This is a genomic window from Paenibacillus polysaccharolyticus, assembly GCF_900102085.1.
Classification (GTDB): Bacteria; Bacillota; Bacilli; order Paenibacillales; family Paenibacillaceae; genus Paenibacillus; species Paenibacillus polysaccharolyticus.
The window spans coordinates 177,170-196,332 of the sequence record NZ_FMVM01000004.1 but is presented as its reverse complement, the minus strand read 5'-3'; the positions used below and the strand labels follow the sequence as shown (position 1 = coordinate 196,332).

The window sequence follows — 19,163 nt, the reverse complement described above, 5'->3', positions numbered from 1 at the left end:
ATTTCAAGTGAAAAATTAGGCAACTACCAACATATAACTACATTTAGAGCCTGTTGATTTAAAATCAAAAAAACTACCTCCTGCCGTATCATCCAGCAAAAGATAGTCCTTTTCTCTACCACTTCATTCCGTCACCTACACCAGTTTCTTCCGAATATACCCCGAGATCAGGTCAATGATCGTGATCATCACGATAATGCCGAGCAGGATAATGCCGACACGCGGCCAGTTGCGTGTGCTGAGTGCAAAGATCAGCGGTGTTCCGATCCCGCCTGCGCCGATCACACCGAGGATCGTGGCAGAACGAACATTAATTTCGAACCGATACAACGTATAGTTCAGGAAACCCGGGATAACCTGCGGCAAGATGGCAAACCAGAGTTGCTGCAACCGGGTCGCTCCGGAAGCCAGTAACGCTTCGGACGGGCCGTAGTCAATATTTTCAACCTCATCCGCGTACAGTTTACCCAGCATCCCAATCGAGTGAAGTCCAAGGGCTAACACCCCTGCGAATGATCCGGGACCTACGGCCTTAATGAACAAGAGAGCCATAATAATCTCGGGAAATGTACGGATGAAACTAAGCATCATTTTACCCGCACCCGAGATCGCCCGATGTCCACTCATATTCCGTGCAGACCAGAAAGCAAACGGTATACAGAGCACAGCGGAGATCACAGTACCTAAAACAGAAATCGCCAGAGTATCCAGCAGTCCGCGAAGCAAATCCTCGCCTTCCGGCAAATAGACGAAATTCCAGTCAGGCGAGAAAATACCCGCAATAATAGCTTTCATGATCTGTCCGGCGGTTTCCTTGAATCCGGTAAAGGGTACACCCGCAAGCGCCCACGCATAGACCAGAATTAACAGCAGAATGATAAGCCAGCGCAGCGGATTTTTCCGTGGTTTGGGTCTTGGCCGAATACGGCTCGCTTCATTTTTCATCATAACAATTTCTCCCGCAGCTTAGTGCTCACATAGTCGATAATCAGAACGATGGCCAGTGTGAAAATAATAATGGTATTCGTCTTGTCATACTCCAGGAATCCAAGTGTAGCTTCATAATAAAGTCCGATACCACCCGCTCCGACGAGTCCAAGGATGGCGGCGGCACGTACGTTAATTTCGAAGGCATACAGTACATAAGACGTAAACTGGGCTGCCAGTTGCGGCACGACACCATAGACAATAAGCTGAATTCGGTTCATGCCCACAGCGGTCATCGCTTCAAGCGGTCCTTTGTCAATCGTCTCCAGCGTTTCATAGGTGAGCTTGGCGATCAGACCTACCGAGAATACAGCCAGTGCGAGAATCCCCGGAACCGGCCCCAGTCCAAATACAGCAACGAACAACGCTGCCAGTAGCAAGTCAGGAACCGTACGAATCAGATTTAATAGAAAGCGTGCCGGATAATAGATCCAGCGGCTCGGCGCCAAATTACCTGCACAGATGATGGAAATAGGAATAGCAATGATTGCACCGATGGTTGTCCCGAGCAAAGCCATACGGATCGTCTCCAGCATGCCCTGTACGATATTGTCAAAATAACTCCAGCGCGGCGGAAACATCTCTTTCAGCAGCTTCCACATCTCCGGGCCACCCGTGAACAGTTCTGCAAAGCTCGCATCCGTCTGCTTTGCGCTCGCCCACAAGAGTAGCACAATGATGACTAGCGTCAGTAGATGTTTGGTCTTCCCCGGTGGTTTGGGGCGATTCACGATCTGCTTCGGGCTTGAGCCAGGTTCCTTGCCTGCGCCTGCACGCCCTTCCTGTTCAAGTGAAACGTTGGATTGTCCTTTCATACCAGCACTTCTCCCTGCTCATGCACAGCCTGCTTGTCCAGCAACTCATCCGCCAGAATCGGTCTGCCGTAAATCTCAGCAAAACGCTCATCCGTCGCCTCTTCCACCGGACCGTCAAATACAACTTCGCCTGCCCGCAAACCAACAATACGTGTCGCATATTCTCTCGCCAGATCTATAAAGTGCAAATTAACAATCGTGGTAATGCCGAGATCCTGATTAATCCGTTTAAGGTCATCCATGACCTGTTTCGTCGTCAGCGGATCAAGTGAAGCAACCGGTTCATCGGCCAAAATAATTTTTGCTTCCTGAGCGAGTACACGGGCAATCGCCACACGCTGCTGTTGTCCACCAGACAACTGATCTGCACGAGAGTAAGCCTTCTCCGAGATATTCACCCGATCCAATGCATCAAAGGCCAGTTCCACATCCTCTTTCGGAAAACGACCCAAAATGGTACGAAGTGTGGAATGGTACCCCACCCGACCAGCCAGTACATTGCGCAACACGCTGGATCGTTTCACCAGATTGAAGCTCTGGAAGATCATGCCGATATCGCGGCGGATCAGACGTAGGCGTTTGCCTTGTGCCTTGGTGATGGAGCTACCGTTAATCAAAATTTCACCTTCACTAATATCATGCAGCCGGTTGATCGACCGCAGCAATGTGGATTTGCCTGCACCAGACAAACCGACCACCGCGATGAATTCTCCCTGCTTAAATTTCAAATTTATGTTATTGAGGCCTTTCGTGCCGTTCGCATACGTTTTGGTCACGTTGTGAAGCTCAATCATCGCGTTAATCCTTCTTTCATCCATAATATTTATCGATATAAGTTGAACTAAAGGATGATTTACACAGGCACTTCGATGACAGAATAACCTTACAATCGCTGTTATCCCCAGATTTTTTTGATCCCCTTTTCTAAAAGGGTAAAATCCGGTGATAAAGGCGAACGCTCCGCTTTTCCAGGTTTTTTCTGCCCTCTCCGTTGTTGTGTAAATTAAAAGTTCAACATATATCGTTTCCGCTGTTCCCTAGCAGAAACTTATAATAACGGCACAAGCCAGAACAGCGTCAATTACGCTGAACTGGCCTGTTCACTGTGCAAAGTCACGAATTGCTTTTGGAACGAAAAACTACTCGGTTTTCACTTTCTCGTTATACTGGCGAACGATATCGAACTTGCTGTCATCGGACTCCACATAACCTTCGTGCGTGTAGATTTCTTTGATGATCTTGTGACCTTCTGTATCTTTACCGATATCGATGAAGGCTTGTTTGATCTTCGCTGTCCAATCTGCGTTCATGTCGGTACGAACGGCGATCGTATCGTTAGGAATAGGCTCAGTGAAAGCAAGTACACGTGTATCTTTGAACACATTCGGGTAGTCTTTGGAAACCGTGTTACGGGCATCCTGGAAAATAGCTGCTGCATCTACGTCACCGTTCAATACGGCAAGAACAGCTTGGTCATGGCCTTTAACGGTTACAGGCTGTACATCTTTGAGCGGATCAATGCCGCGATCCAGCAACAAGGCTGCAGGCCATACATAACCAGCGGAAGACGTTACGTTCTGGTAAGCCATTTTCTTACCTTTCAGATCCTCAACCGATTGGATCGGGGAGTCTTTTTTGACAATAATCATGGATTTATACGAATCTGCCAGTTGCTCTGTCGGAGCGCCGGTCTCATCATTCACACCGAAACGTTGAGCTTGCAAAATGACTTGTGCTGCTCCTTTTTCTTTCGCAAGGACATAAGCCGTCGGAGGCAGGAAACCTACATCTACTTTTTTGGAAGCCATCGCTTCGATAATCGTGTTGTAGTCCGTGGATACGCTGACTTTCACCGGGATACCCAGCTTGTCGCCAAGCAGTTTTTCCAGCGGTTTTGCTTTTGCTTCAAGGGTGTCTGCATTCTGTGAAGGAACGAATTGCACTGTCAGTTCCGTAGGTACATAACCTTCAGCGGTTTTGTCTTTCTCTGCTGTGTCGGTTGATGTGCCGGACGCGCTTGAATTGGCTTCAGCGCCGTTTGACGAATTGGATGTAGCATTAGACCCACATGCACTCAGGAACAGTACCAAAATCAACAATGGTAAAAATAAAGCAGACTTCTTCAATCGAACACCCTCCAAAAGTTTTTCTGATTTTCAATACTTGTCTACTATAATTGGCAAATATTTGCGTGATGTGAAACGAAATTTGGAGTTTTGTAAAGTTTCCTGGCAGGCTGTCAACGTGACATTCTTCTGTTAAAATAAGCTCATTATGGTCGATGAATTCGGAGAAATTACGCTTGGATTAAGGCTTTACACCCGTTATTCAGGCTAGTTCTTCTGCTTCTTTCTACGGTTTATGCCATATATCTAAACTTATATATTAGAGGAGATTGTAAAATGACACGCATTCCCCCTACGACAAACTTCGATATCTTGTTCACAAGTGACCTTCACGGAGCAATTCGCCCGATCCATTACAATACCAACGCATATCGTCATGCCGGTCTTTCTTTGCTGGCTTCCCTGATTCGGCAGGAACGTGAACGTTCGCCTGAATTACTGTTAATCGATAATGGAGACTTGCTGCAAGGCTCTCCTCTGGCTTCTTATGCAGCTTCTCATGGCTCCACAGCGCAGACTCATCCTTTTATTCACGTCTTAAATGAGCTGGGATACGATGCGGCGGTCATGGGTAATCATGAGTTTAACTATGGTCAGGAATTGTTACGCGGTGCGGTGGAAGGTTCCTCCTTTCCTTGGCTGTCTGCCAATATTGCAGAACTACCGCTTGCCACTGAAGGAGCAGGTATTCCGGCTTTTGGCGAACCTTATCTGATCAAGACGCTCTCCACTGGTGTAAAAGTCGCCTTGCTCGGTGCAACCACCCATTACATCCCCAACTGGGAGCATCCGAAAAATATTGAAGGGCTGCATTTCATGAATGCGATGGATACGATTCGTACTTGGGTGAAGTACATTCGGGAACATGAACAACCCGACGTACTGGTGGTCAGTTATCATGGAGGATTCGAGTGTGATCTGGAGACGGGTGAACCCGCAGAGCGCTTAACGGGGGAAAATCAGGCATATGCCATCTGCCGAGAGATTGATGGCATTGACATACTACTGACGGGTCATCAGCATCGCCAATTGACAGGCGAAATCCATGGAGTAACTGTAATTCAACCAGGGTTTAATGGCAGTGGACTCGGTCAAGTGTCTGTGCAACTTCAGCAATCGCCGGACACGGACAAATGGATGGTAACGGAGAAAAAAGCGAAGTTGCTGTTACTTGAGGATTACCCTGATCTAAAGCCTGATACTGCAGTAATGAAGCTCACTAATGAGCTGGAAGCTTCGGCACAAACGTGGCTGGATCAGCCGATTGGCGAAGTAGCGGGGGACGGGGATTTATCGATATCCAGTGCCACACAGCTACGGCTGCAGGCGCATCCTTTTATTGACTTTGTACATCAGGTGCAGATGGAAGCAACCGGAGCCCAGCTTTCCAATACGGCTATGCTTAGCGAAGAAGCTCGTGGTTTCGGCAAGCAAATTACGGTGCGGGATGTGTTATCGAACTTTATTTATCCCAACACTCTAACTGTGCTTGAACTCAGCGGAAAGGATATTCGGGAGGCTTTAGAGCAGACTGCACGTTATTTCGAACTGAACATATCCGGAGAAGTAGTCGTAAATCCGGCGTATATGCAGCCCAAACCTCAACACTACAATTACGACATGTGGGCTGGCATCGAATACGAACTGAACATCTCACAGCCTGTAGGTAGCCGTGTGGTGAAGTTGGAACGTGATGGAAAACCGCTGGAGATGGATGGTACATACTCCGTCGTGATGAACAGTTATCGCGCGGCAGGCGGTGGAGATTATGCGATGTATCCCGGCAAAAAGGTGCTGCACGAAGGCGCCACGGACATGGCCGCACTGGTGGAAGACTTCATTCGCAGGAATCAGCCATTACAAGTTCGGGAAGTGCATAACTGGAAGGTCACCAACTGAAGTTTGGATTGTGAAAAACGAAAAATGAACAAGTACATGAATTAAACGAGTGCGTGAAAAAGGACGGAGCCGGGTTTATTCGGTTTCGCCCTTTTTACTTTTTATGGAACGAAGACTATGGAATCAGTAGTAGGATCTACATTGCCCTATTAAAACAATGAATCCGAGAGAAGCAGTACAATGAGAAAAGCCCCTAACCAGAGCAGAAACAAATTTGCAGTTGCGGTTGCCCATTTGCTTTTGCCCGAATGATAGAACGCCCAGCATAATAAGGAAGCTAACACACCAATGGGATACGTAGCCATGAGGACCGCCGCAATTGTATCTAACAATGGATGTGCACCTGATTCCCGATAGGCATATAAATACACACTCATGATCAGCACAACCGGATAAGGCAAGAGGGTTATTCCATAAATCGCATTGAAGAATATAAGCCGATATGCAAGTTTGGGATTTTTCAAAACAGATGGACAACCTCCTTGTGAACAATGAACTCATTTCAGTATATCCACCTGTTCCTATCACGTCATGGTATATTTCACCATTAAAAGCATTAGTATATATCCTTGTACATCTCCTTTCAAACAGCAACCTGTTTGTGCATTCTATTCACGCGTCTGTAGTGGTAAGCAAACAGGATGAGTCCTAGCGCACTTGTAATGATCTCCGTTACTGTCATAGACCAGATGATACCTGTAAGGCCATAGAATTTATGGAATACGATAATTACCGGAATAAACAGTGTACCCTGGCATATCGCCATGACATTGGTTGGTATGCCTTCTCCTGCCGCTTTGAAAATGCCTGTAAACAGTCCTGTTAATCCAGTGAACAGCGCAGAGATCAACATCGCTACCAGAATTGAACTTCCCGCCTCCAGTACGGCTACATCCGAAGAGAACAACCGAATGACAGGTTCCTTGAACATATAAACGATGCCTATAAAAAGAACACCAATACCGACGATATATAGCGAGGCCTGTTTATACGTGGCTTTTAAACGACCAAACTTCTTACTCGCGAAACTGTGTGCCACCAGTGGGATAATCCCCATAAAGATCCCCATTGCAAGAAACTCGGGAAGCTGTACAACCCGTAAAGCAATACCAAATCCAGCAACTACGCTTTCTCCATAGATCATGGCATAATGGTTCAGTAGTAGTGTAGATACAATTAGAAAAGAGGTCTGTAGCAACTCGGAAACTCCGATTTTGAATACTTCCATCTGGTCTTTGACCTGAAGTTTCCAATGTCCCAGAAACCCTCTCAAATTCTCGCTGCGGCGGGACAAAAACCAAACATAATAGGCCGCGGAACATGCATTGGCTAATACAATGGATAAGGCGGCTCCAATCACATGCCAATTCAATATCAGAATCAACAGCACATCCAGAACGATGCTGGCTGCAATACTGATAAACATACCGATCATAGATTCTTTGGATGCGCCTTCCGAGCGAACCAGCTGTTCCAGTGTAAAATTGAGAATAACAATAGCCCCGCCTGCCAAAAGTGTAATGGCATATTGACTGGTGTATTCATATACAGCCTGATCCGCTCCCAGTCCCTGAACAATGGGTGAGATGAATAACCAGGCAATCAGGGCAATGAGCAAACCGATGCCCAAGCTGGAATAGAAGGAGTATCCTGCGACCCGTTTTGCTTTTTCCTGCTCTCCCGTTGCCGCTAAGCGTGTAATGAATGTGCCACCGCCAACCCCGAACATATTGCCAAAAGCCATTAATACCGTAAAGATCGGCAGTCCCAGCGTAATGGCGCTAAACATGCCCGTATCATGAACCAGACCGATAAAGAACGCGTTGATGAGGTTGTATAACGTTCCCGCTGACATACCAAGCATCATCGGAATGGACAAATGCATAATCGACTTGTGGACAGGCGCTTTATCCAGATAATGGGAGTTTGAATGTTTTTCTTTCATGTTAACTTCCACCTTTCTTAACCCTTTAACAATTAGAGTTCTAAGTATTTGTTTAAAAAAATACGAATCGAAGTTCATCATATTCTGCAAAGAAATATACAGCTTGATACATTTACGTTCATAATTACATTTACAGCTTCAGTCACAATGACAGCTACATTACAACTTGATTAATAGAACATTAATAGTTTGAATTCTAAGTTTTTGCTGAAGAGCAGTTCATCTGCTCTATACATCCCCAGTTACCGTAATCAAGCTTATAAATTCTGATTCACCTTGGTCAGCAAACGCATCAATGTTGCCTGCTCTTCATCCGTCAAACTTTTCACAATCTCGTTCTCCACGGTCGCAAACATCTGCTCTATATCTTGAATCACCTGCTCGCCCTTCGGCAGCACGTACAGATTCTTTTGCCGTTCATTGTCAGCAGGAATTTTTCGAACGATATAACCGTTCTTCTCCAGTCCCTTTAACATACTTGTAATCGTTGCATCTCTGCGGTTGAAGACGTCAGCCAGATTTTTCTGAATCAATCCTTCGTCCTGATGCTCATAGATATATCCAATGATTCTTCCTTGCTGTGCGTTCAATCCCAGTTCGTTAACCTGCTCATCGGCTTTGCGTTTGATCTTGATTCCAATCGTTTGAAACAGATCCGAATACGGCGTATTTTCGCGCATGAATTCTCTCCTTCCTGTTTGCTTACTTACAGTCAAAACCTAAATGTTAGATTTCTAACTATTCACGAACTAAATATACAACTGTGACTCCCTCTCTGTCAAGGATCCATATCTTTTTCTTTACTGCACATATCAACATATATAAAAGGGATTGAAGCCCCCTTCCGGGCTCCAATCCTTCTGCTGTTACATCGCTAGCCTAAGTCCCACTCTCCTGCTTGCTTCATGCCAGCCTACACTCTACTGTGCTTTCTTCCGCAGTTGGCTGTTATACAGATCACTATAAAATCCACCCTGTTTCAGCAGCTCATCATGTGACCCCTGCTCCAGCAGTTTCCCGTCCTTAAGTACCAGAATCCGGTCGGCCTGACGAATCGTATTCAGCCTGTGGGCAATGACAAAGCTGGTGCGGCCATGCATGAGACGTTCCAATCCCTCTTGAATTTTAATCTCAGTCACCGTATCAATGCTACTGGTCGCCTCGTCCAATACCAGAATGGACGGATCAGCCAGGATGGCCCGGGCAATAGCAAGCAATTGCTTTTGTCCTTGGCTAATGCCGCTCCCGTCCGCTTGAAGCACCCGGTCATACCCGTTCTTCATTCGCATTATAAAGGAATGTGCATTTGCCAGCTTGGAGGCAATCTCCACTTCTTCATCGGTTGCATCCAGACGTCCAAACCGGATATTCTCACGAATCGTTCCCTGGAACAAAAATGAATCCTGCAACACAAACGCCATGTGCGAACGCAGGTTTTCCCTCCGAATGGTTGTCACCTTCTGCCCATCCACCGTAATCGTTCCACTTGTCGGATCATAAAAGCGGGATAAGAGCTGAATCAGTGTCGTTTTCCCTGCTCCTGTTGGACCGACCAGCGCAATCATCTCGCCCGGCTTAGCTTCAAAACTGATGTCACGCAGAATATCACGACCCTCATCATATCCAAAGGACACCTTATCAAACCGAACGTTGCCCTGAATATTATCCAAGGAAATTGCAGCCCCTTCATCCTTGGATTCCTCATCCTCATCCAGCACCTCGAACACCCGCTCTGCCCCTGCGATCGCAGACAACAGCGTGTTCCACTGATTCGCCAGATCGTTCAACGGACGTGTGAATTGACGCGCGTACTCCACAAAAATAATGATCACCCCTACCGTAACGGAACCCTGTATCGCCAAAATACCGCCAATCCCCGCTACGATTGCAAAGCTCAGGTTGTTGAGTCCATTCATCAGTTTGGGAATAAAACCTGAAATCGTCTGTGCCCAGAATGCGGAAATACGAATGCGCATATTACGCTCCTCAAAGCCTCGAATGACCCGTTCTTCCTGCGAAAAAGCCTTGATGATTCGCTGCCCGGATAACGTTTCCTCAATATAACCGTTGAGTTCCCCCAGATTGCGCTGCCGCTCTTTGAAAAGCGGACCCGTTCTGCGCGTTATCCAGCGCATCCCCAGAGCCATTAGAGGTACAACAATAAATGTGAGTAACGTGAGCAACGGGCTGAGCCACAACATCACACCTAATGTGCCGATTAGCGTTAACACACTCGAAAAAATCTGAATCGCTGAGCTGTTCAGCGTACTGCTGACGTTCTCGATATCGTTGGTGACCCGGCTCATAATCTCACCTTGCTGGCGCTTCCCAAAGAAAGGAATCGGCAGCTTATGCAGATGAGCAAACAGATCATATCGCATACGGAATACGGTCTCCTGCGCAATTTCAATCATCCAAATATTCTGGAGCCAGGATGTGAGTGAAAAGAGCACATACACCGCTACCAGTCCAAGTAGAAACCAGGTCCAACTTGAACTGGTCACCTCTCCGGCGATAAATTGGTCTACTGCTACACCGACCATATAAGGCCCAAGCAGAGCCAGCGCAGAGCTGGCAAATACCATCAGAAGCACAAGTGAAAGCTTGACTTTGCGGCGTGAGAGGTAACTCCAGATCCGACCAAGCGTGCCTGACCAGTTTTTGGCTCTCACTTTTGGTTTACGCTGACCCCCTGAACGGAGTGACTCGGAATCCAGAACAGGCCGTGGCTGACGGAAAGGCTCAATGAGTGCTTTGAACATACTGTGCGCCCTCCCCATATTGTGATTCATGAATTCGGCGGTATAACTCCGACGACTCCATCAAGTCTTCGTGTTTCCCCTGTCCAATCAATCGTCCATCATCCAGGAGCAGAATCAGATCGGCCGAAGTGGTTGAACTGATCTTCTGTGTAATCAGAAACGTTGTGCAGGAGAGATCTTCAAGTGCATCTAGAAGTCTGCCTTCAGTAGCTACATCGAGTGCACTTGTGCTGTCATCCAGAATAAGTATGCTTGGACGACGTACCAAAGCTCTCGCAATGGAGAGGCGCTGCTTTTGTCCGCCCGAAAGGTTAACCCCCCTCTGACCGAGCAACGTATCATACCCGTTCGGCAACTGCTCAATGGTCTCATGGATCTGAGCCCGCTTGGCCGCTTCCACAATCTCTTCCATCGTGGCATCTTCTCGTCCCCAAGCAATGTTTTCACGCACAGAACCCGTGAACAGTACGACTTCCTGAGGAACATAACCAATCGCTTTACGAAGGGTCGGCAGATCCAGCTCGGATGCATCTGTAGCATCAATGCGCACCTCACCTTGTTCTTCCGTATACAAACGTGGAATGAGTTGCACCAGCGAGGATTTTCCTGATCCGGTAGCTCCCATAATCGCAATCCGCTCACCTGCTTTTGCAGAGAACGTAATATCTTCCAGCACTTTAATCTCGCTGTTGGGATAACTGAAACCCACTCTGCGGAACTCAACTTCACCTTGTACGGTACGCTGCTCCTGCTTATGCTGATCGGAGCCATAGCTATGCACATGATTCAATGAACTTTGGGTATCCGTGTGTCCGGCCTGTTCCCGTTGACCCGTACGCTCCGTCTCTGACGTATCCTCGGTTTCAAACACTTCATTCAGACGCTGTGCTGAAGCGCTCGCCCGGGAAAAGGTGACCAAAATCCATGACAGTGCCGACATCGCTCCAATGGTACGTAGCAAATAGTTAATAACCGCAACGACTTCACCCACGGTTGCCGAACCTGATACGATATCCTTTCGTCCAAACCAAAGCACGGCGATAATACAACCGTTCATCATCAGCAGCATGAATGGCATCGTGGTCTCCGTCAGGCGAAGCGCGGAGATCGTGCCTTTCATCAGCTTGCCGCTGAAGCTGGCAAAGCGTTCAATCTCGTGGCCCATCCGTACAAAAACACGGATAAGCCGGATGCCTGTCAGATTCTCCTGGATGACACCGTTCACGGCATCCAGTCTGCGCTGCACATTGCGGAACAGCAGCGCTGCCTTTTTAATCATCCAGATCACAACAACAAGCAACACCGGCACCATAACAACAAGCAACAATCCCAGCCTCGGACTGACCACCACTGCCATAATCATGCTCCCAATCACTACAAGCGGAACACGGGTCATGAAGCGAAGACTCATAAAGATGGTATCCTGCACCTGGGTCACATCCCCGGTTAATCGTGTGATGAGCGATGATGTCGCAAAACGGTTGAACACGGCATAGGAAAACGTTTGCATCTTGTCATACAATTTCTCTCTCAGATCGTACCCAAACCCAAGACTCGCATGCGAGGCAAAAAATGAACTTGCAATCCCGGCCGCGAACGCGATAACCGCACTACCAACCAGTACACCACCCCACATCCAAACGACACCCAGATCTCCCTGCTGAATACCATTATCAATGATTTTGGAGATCAGATAAGGCTGAGCCAGCTCCACCGTTAATTCAATCAGCATCATAACTAACGCTGCAATGGCGGCGACCCGGTACTTTTTCAAGTGAACGAACAGCTTGAGCATTCCCATTCCTCCGGCCCGGAGCACGTTACTGGCGATACTGCATTACAATCACACCATCAGCTCCGTTATTCTCTTTCTTTAAAGCTATGTAAAATTTCACGTAACCAATACGACTATTATATCGCATTTTCCATCTGCACACCGTTATGTTCTTCTCATTCTTAGTATTAACCTCAAATTTTAACCTGCAATCGAATCCTGAAGAACATGCTGGCTTAATCAAAGTAAAAATACCCGAGGCAGCGTCGCCCGTTGCCTGGGCATCCTTTTACAGCTGTTTCAACGCGGTGCCCACGTACTCACGGCGCTCTCTCACATACGTGCGAATCTTCTCCGGTTCATTCAGAAAGACATTCATGGGCCACTTCATATAAGGGTCGTTCCCTACATCTTCCCGAATTCCCTCGTGTAATCGATATACTAACGGCATGATTCTTTTCTCCGTAAAGGTACCCTCCAAATGCTGTTTCATCAGCTTCTTATACTGCTCACGGAATGTGCGGAATGCGAGCAAACGCCCCGTAAGTTTATTGTACCCCTGAATGCGAACCAGATTCGGATTGACCTTGGCGCCGTAACAATTTCTCCCCCAAGTCCCTTCGTAATCCCAAGGTAGGATACCGTATTTTCCACTTTTCACTTTTTCGTACCATGTATAGTTCTGATGGAAGCCGTCGAAGTTGCCTGTCAGCACAGCCCCGCTCAACCATCGTAAATAGTTATCAATATCCACCCGCGATTGTAAAAAACGAAACAGATCCATCTTGGACTTCATATTCAATTGTTGAATAAACCTGCGTAGCCTTCGGCGGTCCTCTGTATTGCCGCGGATCAGGCTGTATCCAGATAACTGGCTGTTTTCTGAATGAGTTGATCCGGTTGATAATGCAAAATTGGCGTTGTCGTTGACGGCATAGAAAATACTCCGAACAGGCATTCTCCGCTGGCGAAAATAAGAAGATTTTACGCCTTCAATTCTTACATACACCCCTGCGAGTTGATCATTGAGATACAGCACACAGTGGCGCGTAGCAGGTGCCGGAACTCGAATGGACTCAAAGAACTGAAATGAAAGTGCGTTCCGTAACAGTGAAGGGTCATCGTATTCCGCATTGAAGTGGAACGTACGGCTTGCCGTGCGAATCTCAAATGATTTTTTCTCATAAGCGCGTGTATGCCCACCCCGGTACCGAATTCGAATGGGAAGCTGCTTGCCGTCCATCTGCATCGTGCCGTTCACAAACGCTTCTGACCATATGTTCGATGTTAATCGCTGGTATTCATTCGTCGACACATGGATGTGGTAGACAGGTAGAGTCATTTCCATCCGCCTTTCGGTCACCTGTGAGTTAAGCCCGTAGGCTATTACATCATCCTATGCACAAGCACAGCAGACCGTAAGGGCGAATGCACAGCCCATTTGTGGAACCATCCGCGAAGTCACATTGTAAATTCGCTGAAAACATATCACACCAATCTATAAATTACCATTTTTCTCATAGATTACTGCCAATTTACTATACAAATGGTTGTCTGCTGGTTCCTCAGATGCTAGGTACACATATGATTAAACTACAGACAGACTCCAATGACGAGTGGCAGGGATTCAACAAACATCAACGAACAACCGTCAGCGGCCTATCTGAACTTATATCTGGGAAGGGGCAAAATACAATGTCTATGAATGGTCAGGGAATGAGAGGTTTGGTTGGAAGAGAAGTCAAGATTAATCGTGGTGGACCCGATTCAATCCAAGGCACATTAATGGATGTACGCTGGGACTACATGGCTGTGAGCTGCAAAGAAGGTATGGTGTATGTGAATGATGCTCATGTCAAAAGTATTACTGACACAGGTCGTTCCGGCGGAGCCAGAGGACCTATGGGGAATCCGATTCCGGCGAACACATTCCTTGGCGTTATGCAGGCACTTCGCTTCCGTCCTGTACAGATCAACCGCGGAGGCCCGGAAAAAGTGGAAGGCATCCTGGCCGATGCCAACCAGAGTCAATTAATTCTGACGATGAAAAATCAGGAGATCATCCGCATTCCTTTACAACATGTGAAATCCGTCTCCCTGGTTCGTGGAAGTAGCAACAACAACAATAGCAATAACAGCGGCAACAACAGTAAAAACACAAGCCAAGGGAATAAAACACAAAATACGCAGTCTGGCGGCAATCGTTCCCAAGGGAATCGCAGTGCAGGCAACCAAGCGTGCGGTAACAAATCACAGGGAAATAAATCGGGCAACAACAAGTCGCGTGGCAATCAGTCTCACGGGAATAAATCGGGTGGTAACAAGTCCGGTGGTAACAAATCACGGGGAAATCAATCTCGCGGAAATAAGTCTGGTGGCAAACGTTAATTAGAGGACAACAAGAAGCTAAGTTACTACCAGTTTAAAGGGGGGAATGATCATGCTGATCTTTATCGCAATCGTCTTGACAGGTGTGCCTTTGTATTGGATTGTTATGCCGGGCAGGCCCACTTCGACTCATGAACATCTGAAACAGTCTTCACAAGGACTTCTCCCCCTGGGAGGTGAATCACAGTAAATGCCTGATTACCAGTTGTGGTTAACCTTCGGGGTATTTATCATCACTGTCATTTTCCTGATGTGGCGGCCTGGCGGATTAAATGAATCTATTCCCACTTCGCTTGGCGCGCTGCTTCTTATCCTGACCGGTGTAAGCAGTTTGGGGCATATCCTGGGCATTTTCGAAATTGTATCTGGCGCAGCGATTACGATTCTTTCCACCATTGTCATGTCCATTATTCTGGATAGCATCGGCTTCTTTCGCTGGATCGCTGTGAACATGATTGAAAAGGCAAGAGGTTCCGGCTTCCGATTGTTCTGGCTGATTCTATTACTTTGTTTTCTCATGACCATCTTCTTCAACAACGACGGTAGCATTCTGATCACTACCCCCATCATCATTCGAATCTGTTCTATGTTACGTCTCAAAATTCATCAGCAGTTGCCCTACCTCATCTCTGGTGCACTCATCGCTACAGCTTCCAGCGCTCCGATCGGACTCAGTAATCTCGCTAACCTGATTGCTTTAAAGATGGTTGGATTAAACCTGAACACCTATACTCAGATGATGTTTGTACCATCCATGCTGGGAATTATCGCTATGACTTTGCTGTTACTCTATTATTTTCGCAGAAGCATACCCAAAGTTATTCATCAGTTCCCCGTATCCATGCAAAGTTCATCTGGATCAGGCTATCATCCACTGCAGACCACAGAATCTGAATCGGATAACTCCAAAACGAATGTAGACTGGTGGTTGTTCCGTGTCTGTATCGGGATTGTTGTGTTCATCCGGGCAGGATACTTTCTGGCTGAGCAGATCGGTATACACATGGAAATCGTCGCCATTACCGGTGTGGTTCTGATGCTTGCTGTACGGTGGTATCGTACACGATCAGGACTGAAAGATGTCGTCACACAGACGCCGTGGCATATTCTTCTCTTTGCCTTCAGCATTTATATTATTGTGGACAGTCTTCACCGAGCCGGGATGACAACATGGATTACCGAATTTACAGGCCCGATTGCCGAAAGAGGCAATGCCAGTCTGATTGCTGTATCCGGGTTATTACTAACGGTGCTGTCTAATTTGTTCAACAACTTGCCCTCGGTCATGATTGGAACATTCGCTGTTACAGACCTTCATTTGAGCGATACTCAACTTCATCTAGCATATCTCGCTAATATACTAGGCAGTGACATCGGAGCATTATTAACACCCATAGGCACGCTTGCCACCTTAATCTGGATGTATATATTACGGACCCACCATATTCGGGTCTCATGGAAACAGTATATGAAAGTAACCTTCATTGTGATACCCATCAGTTTAATTATCAGCCTATTTTCCTTATATATCTGGGTGGCTATGCTGTATTGAGAGGAGGTATACTGTGAAATCTGCAACGACGTGGTTAGGTAAAACGATAGAGTTTGAATTGTCCGGCTGCAAGTTGCCTATTCAGGGCGAGGTCATTGATGCAGGAGAAGATATCATCGTTGTCTATGGGAATCAGCGCTACATTTATGTGCCGCTTCATCATATTCAAACATTGCATTTTACGAAATCAGAAGAAACTTCGACTAGCCTGAACGTACCTGCACCCGATCCCGAAATGGACCATGACAACATCTCTTATCGAAAAGTACTAATGAATGCTCGCGGAAGATTTAGTGAAATTTCCATTGGTCAGCGAACGCTACACGGTTATATTACCAGCATCATGAACGATTATTTTATCTTCTATTCTCCGTTGCATCATTCGGTTTATGTTTCCATCCATCATCTGAAATATATAATCCCTTCTCCCTCCAATAGCAGACCATTCGCGATGGAACATCAACATTTCCCCATACAGCCATCATCCATCTCACTCTCTCGCACACTCGATCAACAGCTGCAAAAAATGGCAGGAGAACTCGTCATCTTAAATCTGGGTTACAAGCCCGAACAGACAGGATTGCTCAAACGTATCAACGACAAGTTGCTTGAATTCATTGATGCTGAAGGTAGTGCGCGGTTCATGCACACCAGCCATGTTCAAACGCTTCATTTACCTTAATGGTTAAAATAAAACGCAAACAGGGATATTCCGGAGAATGCCACTATGGCCTGGAATACCCCTGTTTCATGTTTTTTGCGAACCTTAACTTGTTAATCTGTGTGCTGGCGATTTAATTGTCTATATAATTACTTATTTAATTCCTTTAGCCTTCGCCATGTGCTCGGCCCGAATCTGATGATCCGTTGAATTTACTGTGTTCAGCATGTTCCAGATCGCCTGAGTGTCCTGTTCTTGATACAAGGTCTCCGGAAGCTCTGTTTCCAGTCGTTCCGTTTTGCGCTGAATGGTCTCCACCAATTCATGATCATAAATAATCATTTCATCGGAATTGACATACCTTACGGCTGGATCAACACTGATCCGACAGCGATTCGTGAACGTCACCATGGAAACCAGCCGAACACGCTTATAATCCCCGAGATGTGCCTGAATCGCTTCAACATGGGCGCGGTGTTGCATGAGCGGATTATACATTTTGACCCTGCTGCTGCTCACGGACCAATTCGCTTCGCGGCGGCCCCCACGAATCTCTCCAGTTGTCAGATTCCGGGTTTCGATGACAAAGATCGCCCGCGGGCCAATCACGACATGATCAATCTGGGAATATCCCGAACGTGACTTTGGATTGGTAACCAGCAGATCGTTCAACACTTTATATTCACTGGGCAAACCAAGCAGTAATTCAGCGGTTGTTGGTTCTTGCGGTGTACTGATCCAATCGGGTTCAGACTTCTTCTTTTTGCGCCGACTACGAGCCAGACGGGGAGGAATTGCTGTAACTGGCGGCAGAGCCGAAGCTGCAACAGAATCGGTAAGCGGGCTCACAAGCTCTGGCTGCGTCTTGAACAGAGACCAAATTTTCTTGAACATGGGCAAGCTCCGTTCTATTTGGAATGGTTAATGAAATATGGCTTATGAATTATGGTTTATGTAGATGTTTAGTACCTTTTACATGAAAACTTCTATACCTTATGTCGGATAAAGTCGAACAAAAATAAAGAGACATTGGCCAAATTCATTGTTTCGTTAAATGCGCACGACAGTATATACCCAAACCTGCGACTTTAGACGCACATCAAATCCATATGAAGTTCCCTTCAATTCCAATATATAAAGAAAAAGCAGCATCCCCTTTTTCCTAAGCCAAAGAGTCCGCTGCTGTCTTCCCATGTTCATCTTCTACGCCTGGAGATAGTACGTGTACAGCACTTGTGTACCTTTCTCATCCAAGCCATTCTTCGATATTTCCTGATAGAGCGATTCCGCCAGAGCCAGTCCCGGTGTGTTCATGCCCATCGCTTGAGCAGACTCCAGTGCAATGCCCATGTCTTTGATAAAATGTTTCACATAGAATCCAGGCTCATAATCGCCTGCGATCATGCGCGGGCCCAAGTTGCTGAGGGACCAGCTTCCGGCTGCACCGGTCGCAATACTCTTCAGCACATTCTCCGCGTCCAGTCCCGACGTCTTGGCATAGGCGAGTGCTTCGCATACGCCGAGCATGCCAGAGGCGATGGCAATCTGGTTGCACATTTTGGTATGCTGCCCGGCGCCGGGCTTGCCTTGCAGCACAATATTGGTGCCCATCTGCTCAAAGATCGGACGCACCGCTTCGAAAGCTTGCGCGTCACCACCCACCATAATGGACAGCCTGCCGTCCCGTGCGCCGATATCGCCGCCGGATACAGGCGCGTCCAGGGCATGCAAACCTTTGGCTTCCGCTGCTTCGGCGATGCGTGCAGCCAGCAGCGGGCTGGAAGTGGTCATGTCAATCAGGGTTGAACCTGATTGGGCATGAGCAACAAGCCCGCCTTCCCCGAGATAAATCTCCTCGACATCCTTGGGATAACCGACCATGGTGATGATCACATCACAAGCAGCAGCCAGTTCTGCAGGCGTTCCATGCCAAACAGCTCCTTCCTTCACGAGCGCTTCTGCCTTAGCGGCAGTGCGCGTGTATACATGAAGCGGGTAGCCTGCACGCTGAATGTGACCAGCCATGCTTTTTCCCATAACGCCTGTTCCAATAAACCCTACTTTAATCTCTTCAGGTGATTTAGTTAATTGTGTCATCGCAAGTTTCCTCCCTGTTCTTGAGTGCTACATAGTGATTTTGGGTGATGCATGTTGATCCCGAGTACTACATAAAGAGATTGCGTGCTACAAGTGCTTGTCCATAACTCTGTTGAAGCGGATGCGGATACTGCGACGAGCGCGGACAGAGACAACG

At 47.1% G+C, this 19,163-nt stretch carries 17 protein-coding genes; 5 read left to right on the top strand and 12 right to left on the bottom strand.

The window, feature by feature from the left end:
- Positions 1–135: 135 nt before the first annotated feature.
- The 4 genes from phnE (BLQ13_RS07400) to BLQ13_RS07385 form a co-directional block, all read right to left on the bottom strand.
- Positions 136–948: a phosphonate ABC transporter, permease protein PhnE gene (gene phnE, locus BLQ13_RS07400; protein WP_090917666.1), complete on the bottom strand. Its 813-nt coding sequence runs from the start codon at positions 946–948 to the stop codon at positions 136–138.
- Positions 945–1,802, bottom strand: coding sequence for a phosphonate ABC transporter, permease protein PhnE (gene phnE, locus BLQ13_RS07395; RefSeq protein WP_244159245.1), 858 nt, complete (start codon positions 1,800–1,802; stop codon positions 945–947). The genes phnE (BLQ13_RS07400) and phnE (BLQ13_RS07395) overlap by 4 nt, the downstream gene beginning before the upstream one ends.
- Positions 1,799–2,596 (bottom strand): phosphonate ABC transporter ATP-binding protein, encoded by a 798-nt coding sequence (gene phnC / locus BLQ13_RS07390; protein ID WP_090917664.1) that lies wholly within the window; start codon positions 2,594–2,596, stop codon positions 1,799–1,801. Before phnC ends, phnE (BLQ13_RS07395) begins: the two co-directional genes overlap by 4 nt.
- Positions 2,597–2,941: 345 nt before the next feature.
- Positions 2,942–3,928, bottom strand: coding sequence for a phosphate/phosphite/phosphonate ABC transporter substrate-binding protein (locus BLQ13_RS07385; RefSeq protein ID WP_090917662.1), 987 nt, complete (start codon positions 3,926–3,928; stop codon positions 2,942–2,944).
- Between the two features lie 276 nt (positions 3,929–4,204).
- Between BLQ13_RS07385 and BLQ13_RS07380 the strand changes: the two genes are divergently transcribed.
- Positions 4,205–5,827: a bifunctional metallophosphatase/5'-nucleotidase gene (locus tag BLQ13_RS07380; RefSeq protein ID WP_090917660.1), complete on the top strand. Its 1,623-nt coding sequence runs from the start codon at positions 4,205–4,207 to the stop codon at positions 5,825–5,827.
- Positions 5,828–5,976: 149 nt separating this feature from the next.
- Here BLQ13_RS07380 and BLQ13_RS07375 read toward each other — a convergent pair whose 3' ends face one another.
- The 6 genes from BLQ13_RS07375 to BLQ13_RS07350 all read right to left on the bottom strand — a co-directional run bounded on the left by BLQ13_RS07375 (position 5,977) and on the right by BLQ13_RS07350 (position 13,656).
- Positions 5,977–6,291, bottom strand: a complete 315-nt coding sequence (locus tag BLQ13_RS07375) for a hypothetical protein (protein ID WP_090917658.1) — start codon at positions 6,289–6,291, stop codon at positions 5,977–5,979.
- A 119-nt stretch (positions 6,292–6,410) separates the two neighbouring features.
- A complete protein-coding gene (locus BLQ13_RS07370; RefSeq protein ID WP_090917657.1) occupies positions 6,411–7,772 on the bottom strand; it encodes an MATE family efflux transporter in 1,362 nt (453 codons plus the stop codon).
- Positions 7,773–8,029: 257 nt separating this feature from the next.
- Complete coding sequence (locus tag BLQ13_RS07365) at positions 8,030–8,452, bottom strand: MarR family winged helix-turn-helix transcriptional regulator (RefSeq protein ID WP_090917655.1); 423 nt, start codon at positions 8,450–8,452, stop codon at positions 8,030–8,032.
- 240 nt (positions 8,453–8,692) lie between these two features.
- A complete protein-coding gene (locus BLQ13_RS07360; protein ID WP_090917653.1) occupies positions 8,693–10,534 on the bottom strand; it encodes an ABC transporter ATP-binding protein in 1,842 nt (613 codons plus the stop codon).
- The gene (locus BLQ13_RS07355; RefSeq protein WP_090917651.1) at positions 10,515–12,335 is read right to left on the bottom strand and encodes an ABC transporter ATP-binding protein; all 1,821 of its coding nucleotides are present in this window, start codon (positions 12,333–12,335) and stop codon (positions 10,515–10,517) included. Before BLQ13_RS07355 ends, BLQ13_RS07360 begins: the two co-directional genes overlap by 20 nt.
- A gap of 262 nt (positions 12,336–12,597) precedes the next feature.
- A complete protein-coding gene (locus BLQ13_RS07350) occupies positions 12,598–13,656 on the bottom strand; it encodes a CotH kinase family protein (RefSeq protein ID WP_090917649.1) in 1,059 nt (352 codons plus the stop codon).
- A 347-nt stretch (positions 13,657–14,003) separates the two neighbouring features.
- On the opposite strand from BLQ13_RS07350, the gene BLQ13_RS07345 reads away from it, so the two are divergent.
- From BLQ13_RS07345 to BLQ13_RS07335, 4 genes are read left to right on the top strand one after another with little or no spacing between them, the layout of a single operon-like run.
- Positions 14,004–14,696, top strand: a complete 693-nt coding sequence (locus tag BLQ13_RS07345; protein WP_090917648.1) for an LSm family protein — start codon at positions 14,004–14,006, stop codon at positions 14,694–14,696.
- Positions 14,697–14,748: 52 nt separating this feature from the next.
- Positions 14,749–14,886, top strand: coding sequence for a hypothetical protein (locus BLQ13_RS28450; protein WP_167375667.1), 138 nt, complete (start codon positions 14,749–14,751; stop codon positions 14,884–14,886).
- Positions 14,887–16,248, top strand: a complete 1,362-nt coding sequence (locus BLQ13_RS07340) for an arsenic transporter (RefSeq protein ID WP_090917646.1) — start codon at positions 14,887–14,889, stop codon at positions 16,246–16,248.
- A gap of 13 nt (positions 16,249–16,261) precedes the next feature.
- Positions 16,262–16,930 (top strand): DUF2642 domain-containing protein, encoded by a 669-nt coding sequence (locus tag BLQ13_RS07335; RefSeq protein ID WP_090917643.1) that lies wholly within the window; start codon positions 16,262–16,264, stop codon positions 16,928–16,930.
- A 132-nt stretch (positions 16,931–17,062) separates the two neighbouring features.
- On the opposite strand, the gene BLQ13_RS07330 is transcribed toward BLQ13_RS07335, so the two are convergent.
- Together BLQ13_RS07330 and BLQ13_RS07325 are read right to left on the bottom strand one after the other, a co-directional pair.
- Positions 17,063–17,803 carry a nuclease-related domain-containing protein gene (locus tag BLQ13_RS07330; RefSeq protein WP_090917641.1) on the bottom strand — a complete coding sequence of 247 codons (741 nt, stop codon included), beginning with the start codon at positions 17,801–17,803 and terminating at the stop codon, positions 17,063–17,065.
- Positions 17,804–18,112: 309 nt separating this feature from the next.
- The gene (locus BLQ13_RS07325; RefSeq protein WP_090917639.1) at positions 18,113–19,006 is read right to left on the bottom strand and encodes an NAD(P)-dependent oxidoreductase; all 894 of its coding nucleotides are present in this window, start codon (positions 19,004–19,006) and stop codon (positions 18,113–18,115) included.
- Positions 19,007–19,163: the final 157 nt, after the last annotated feature.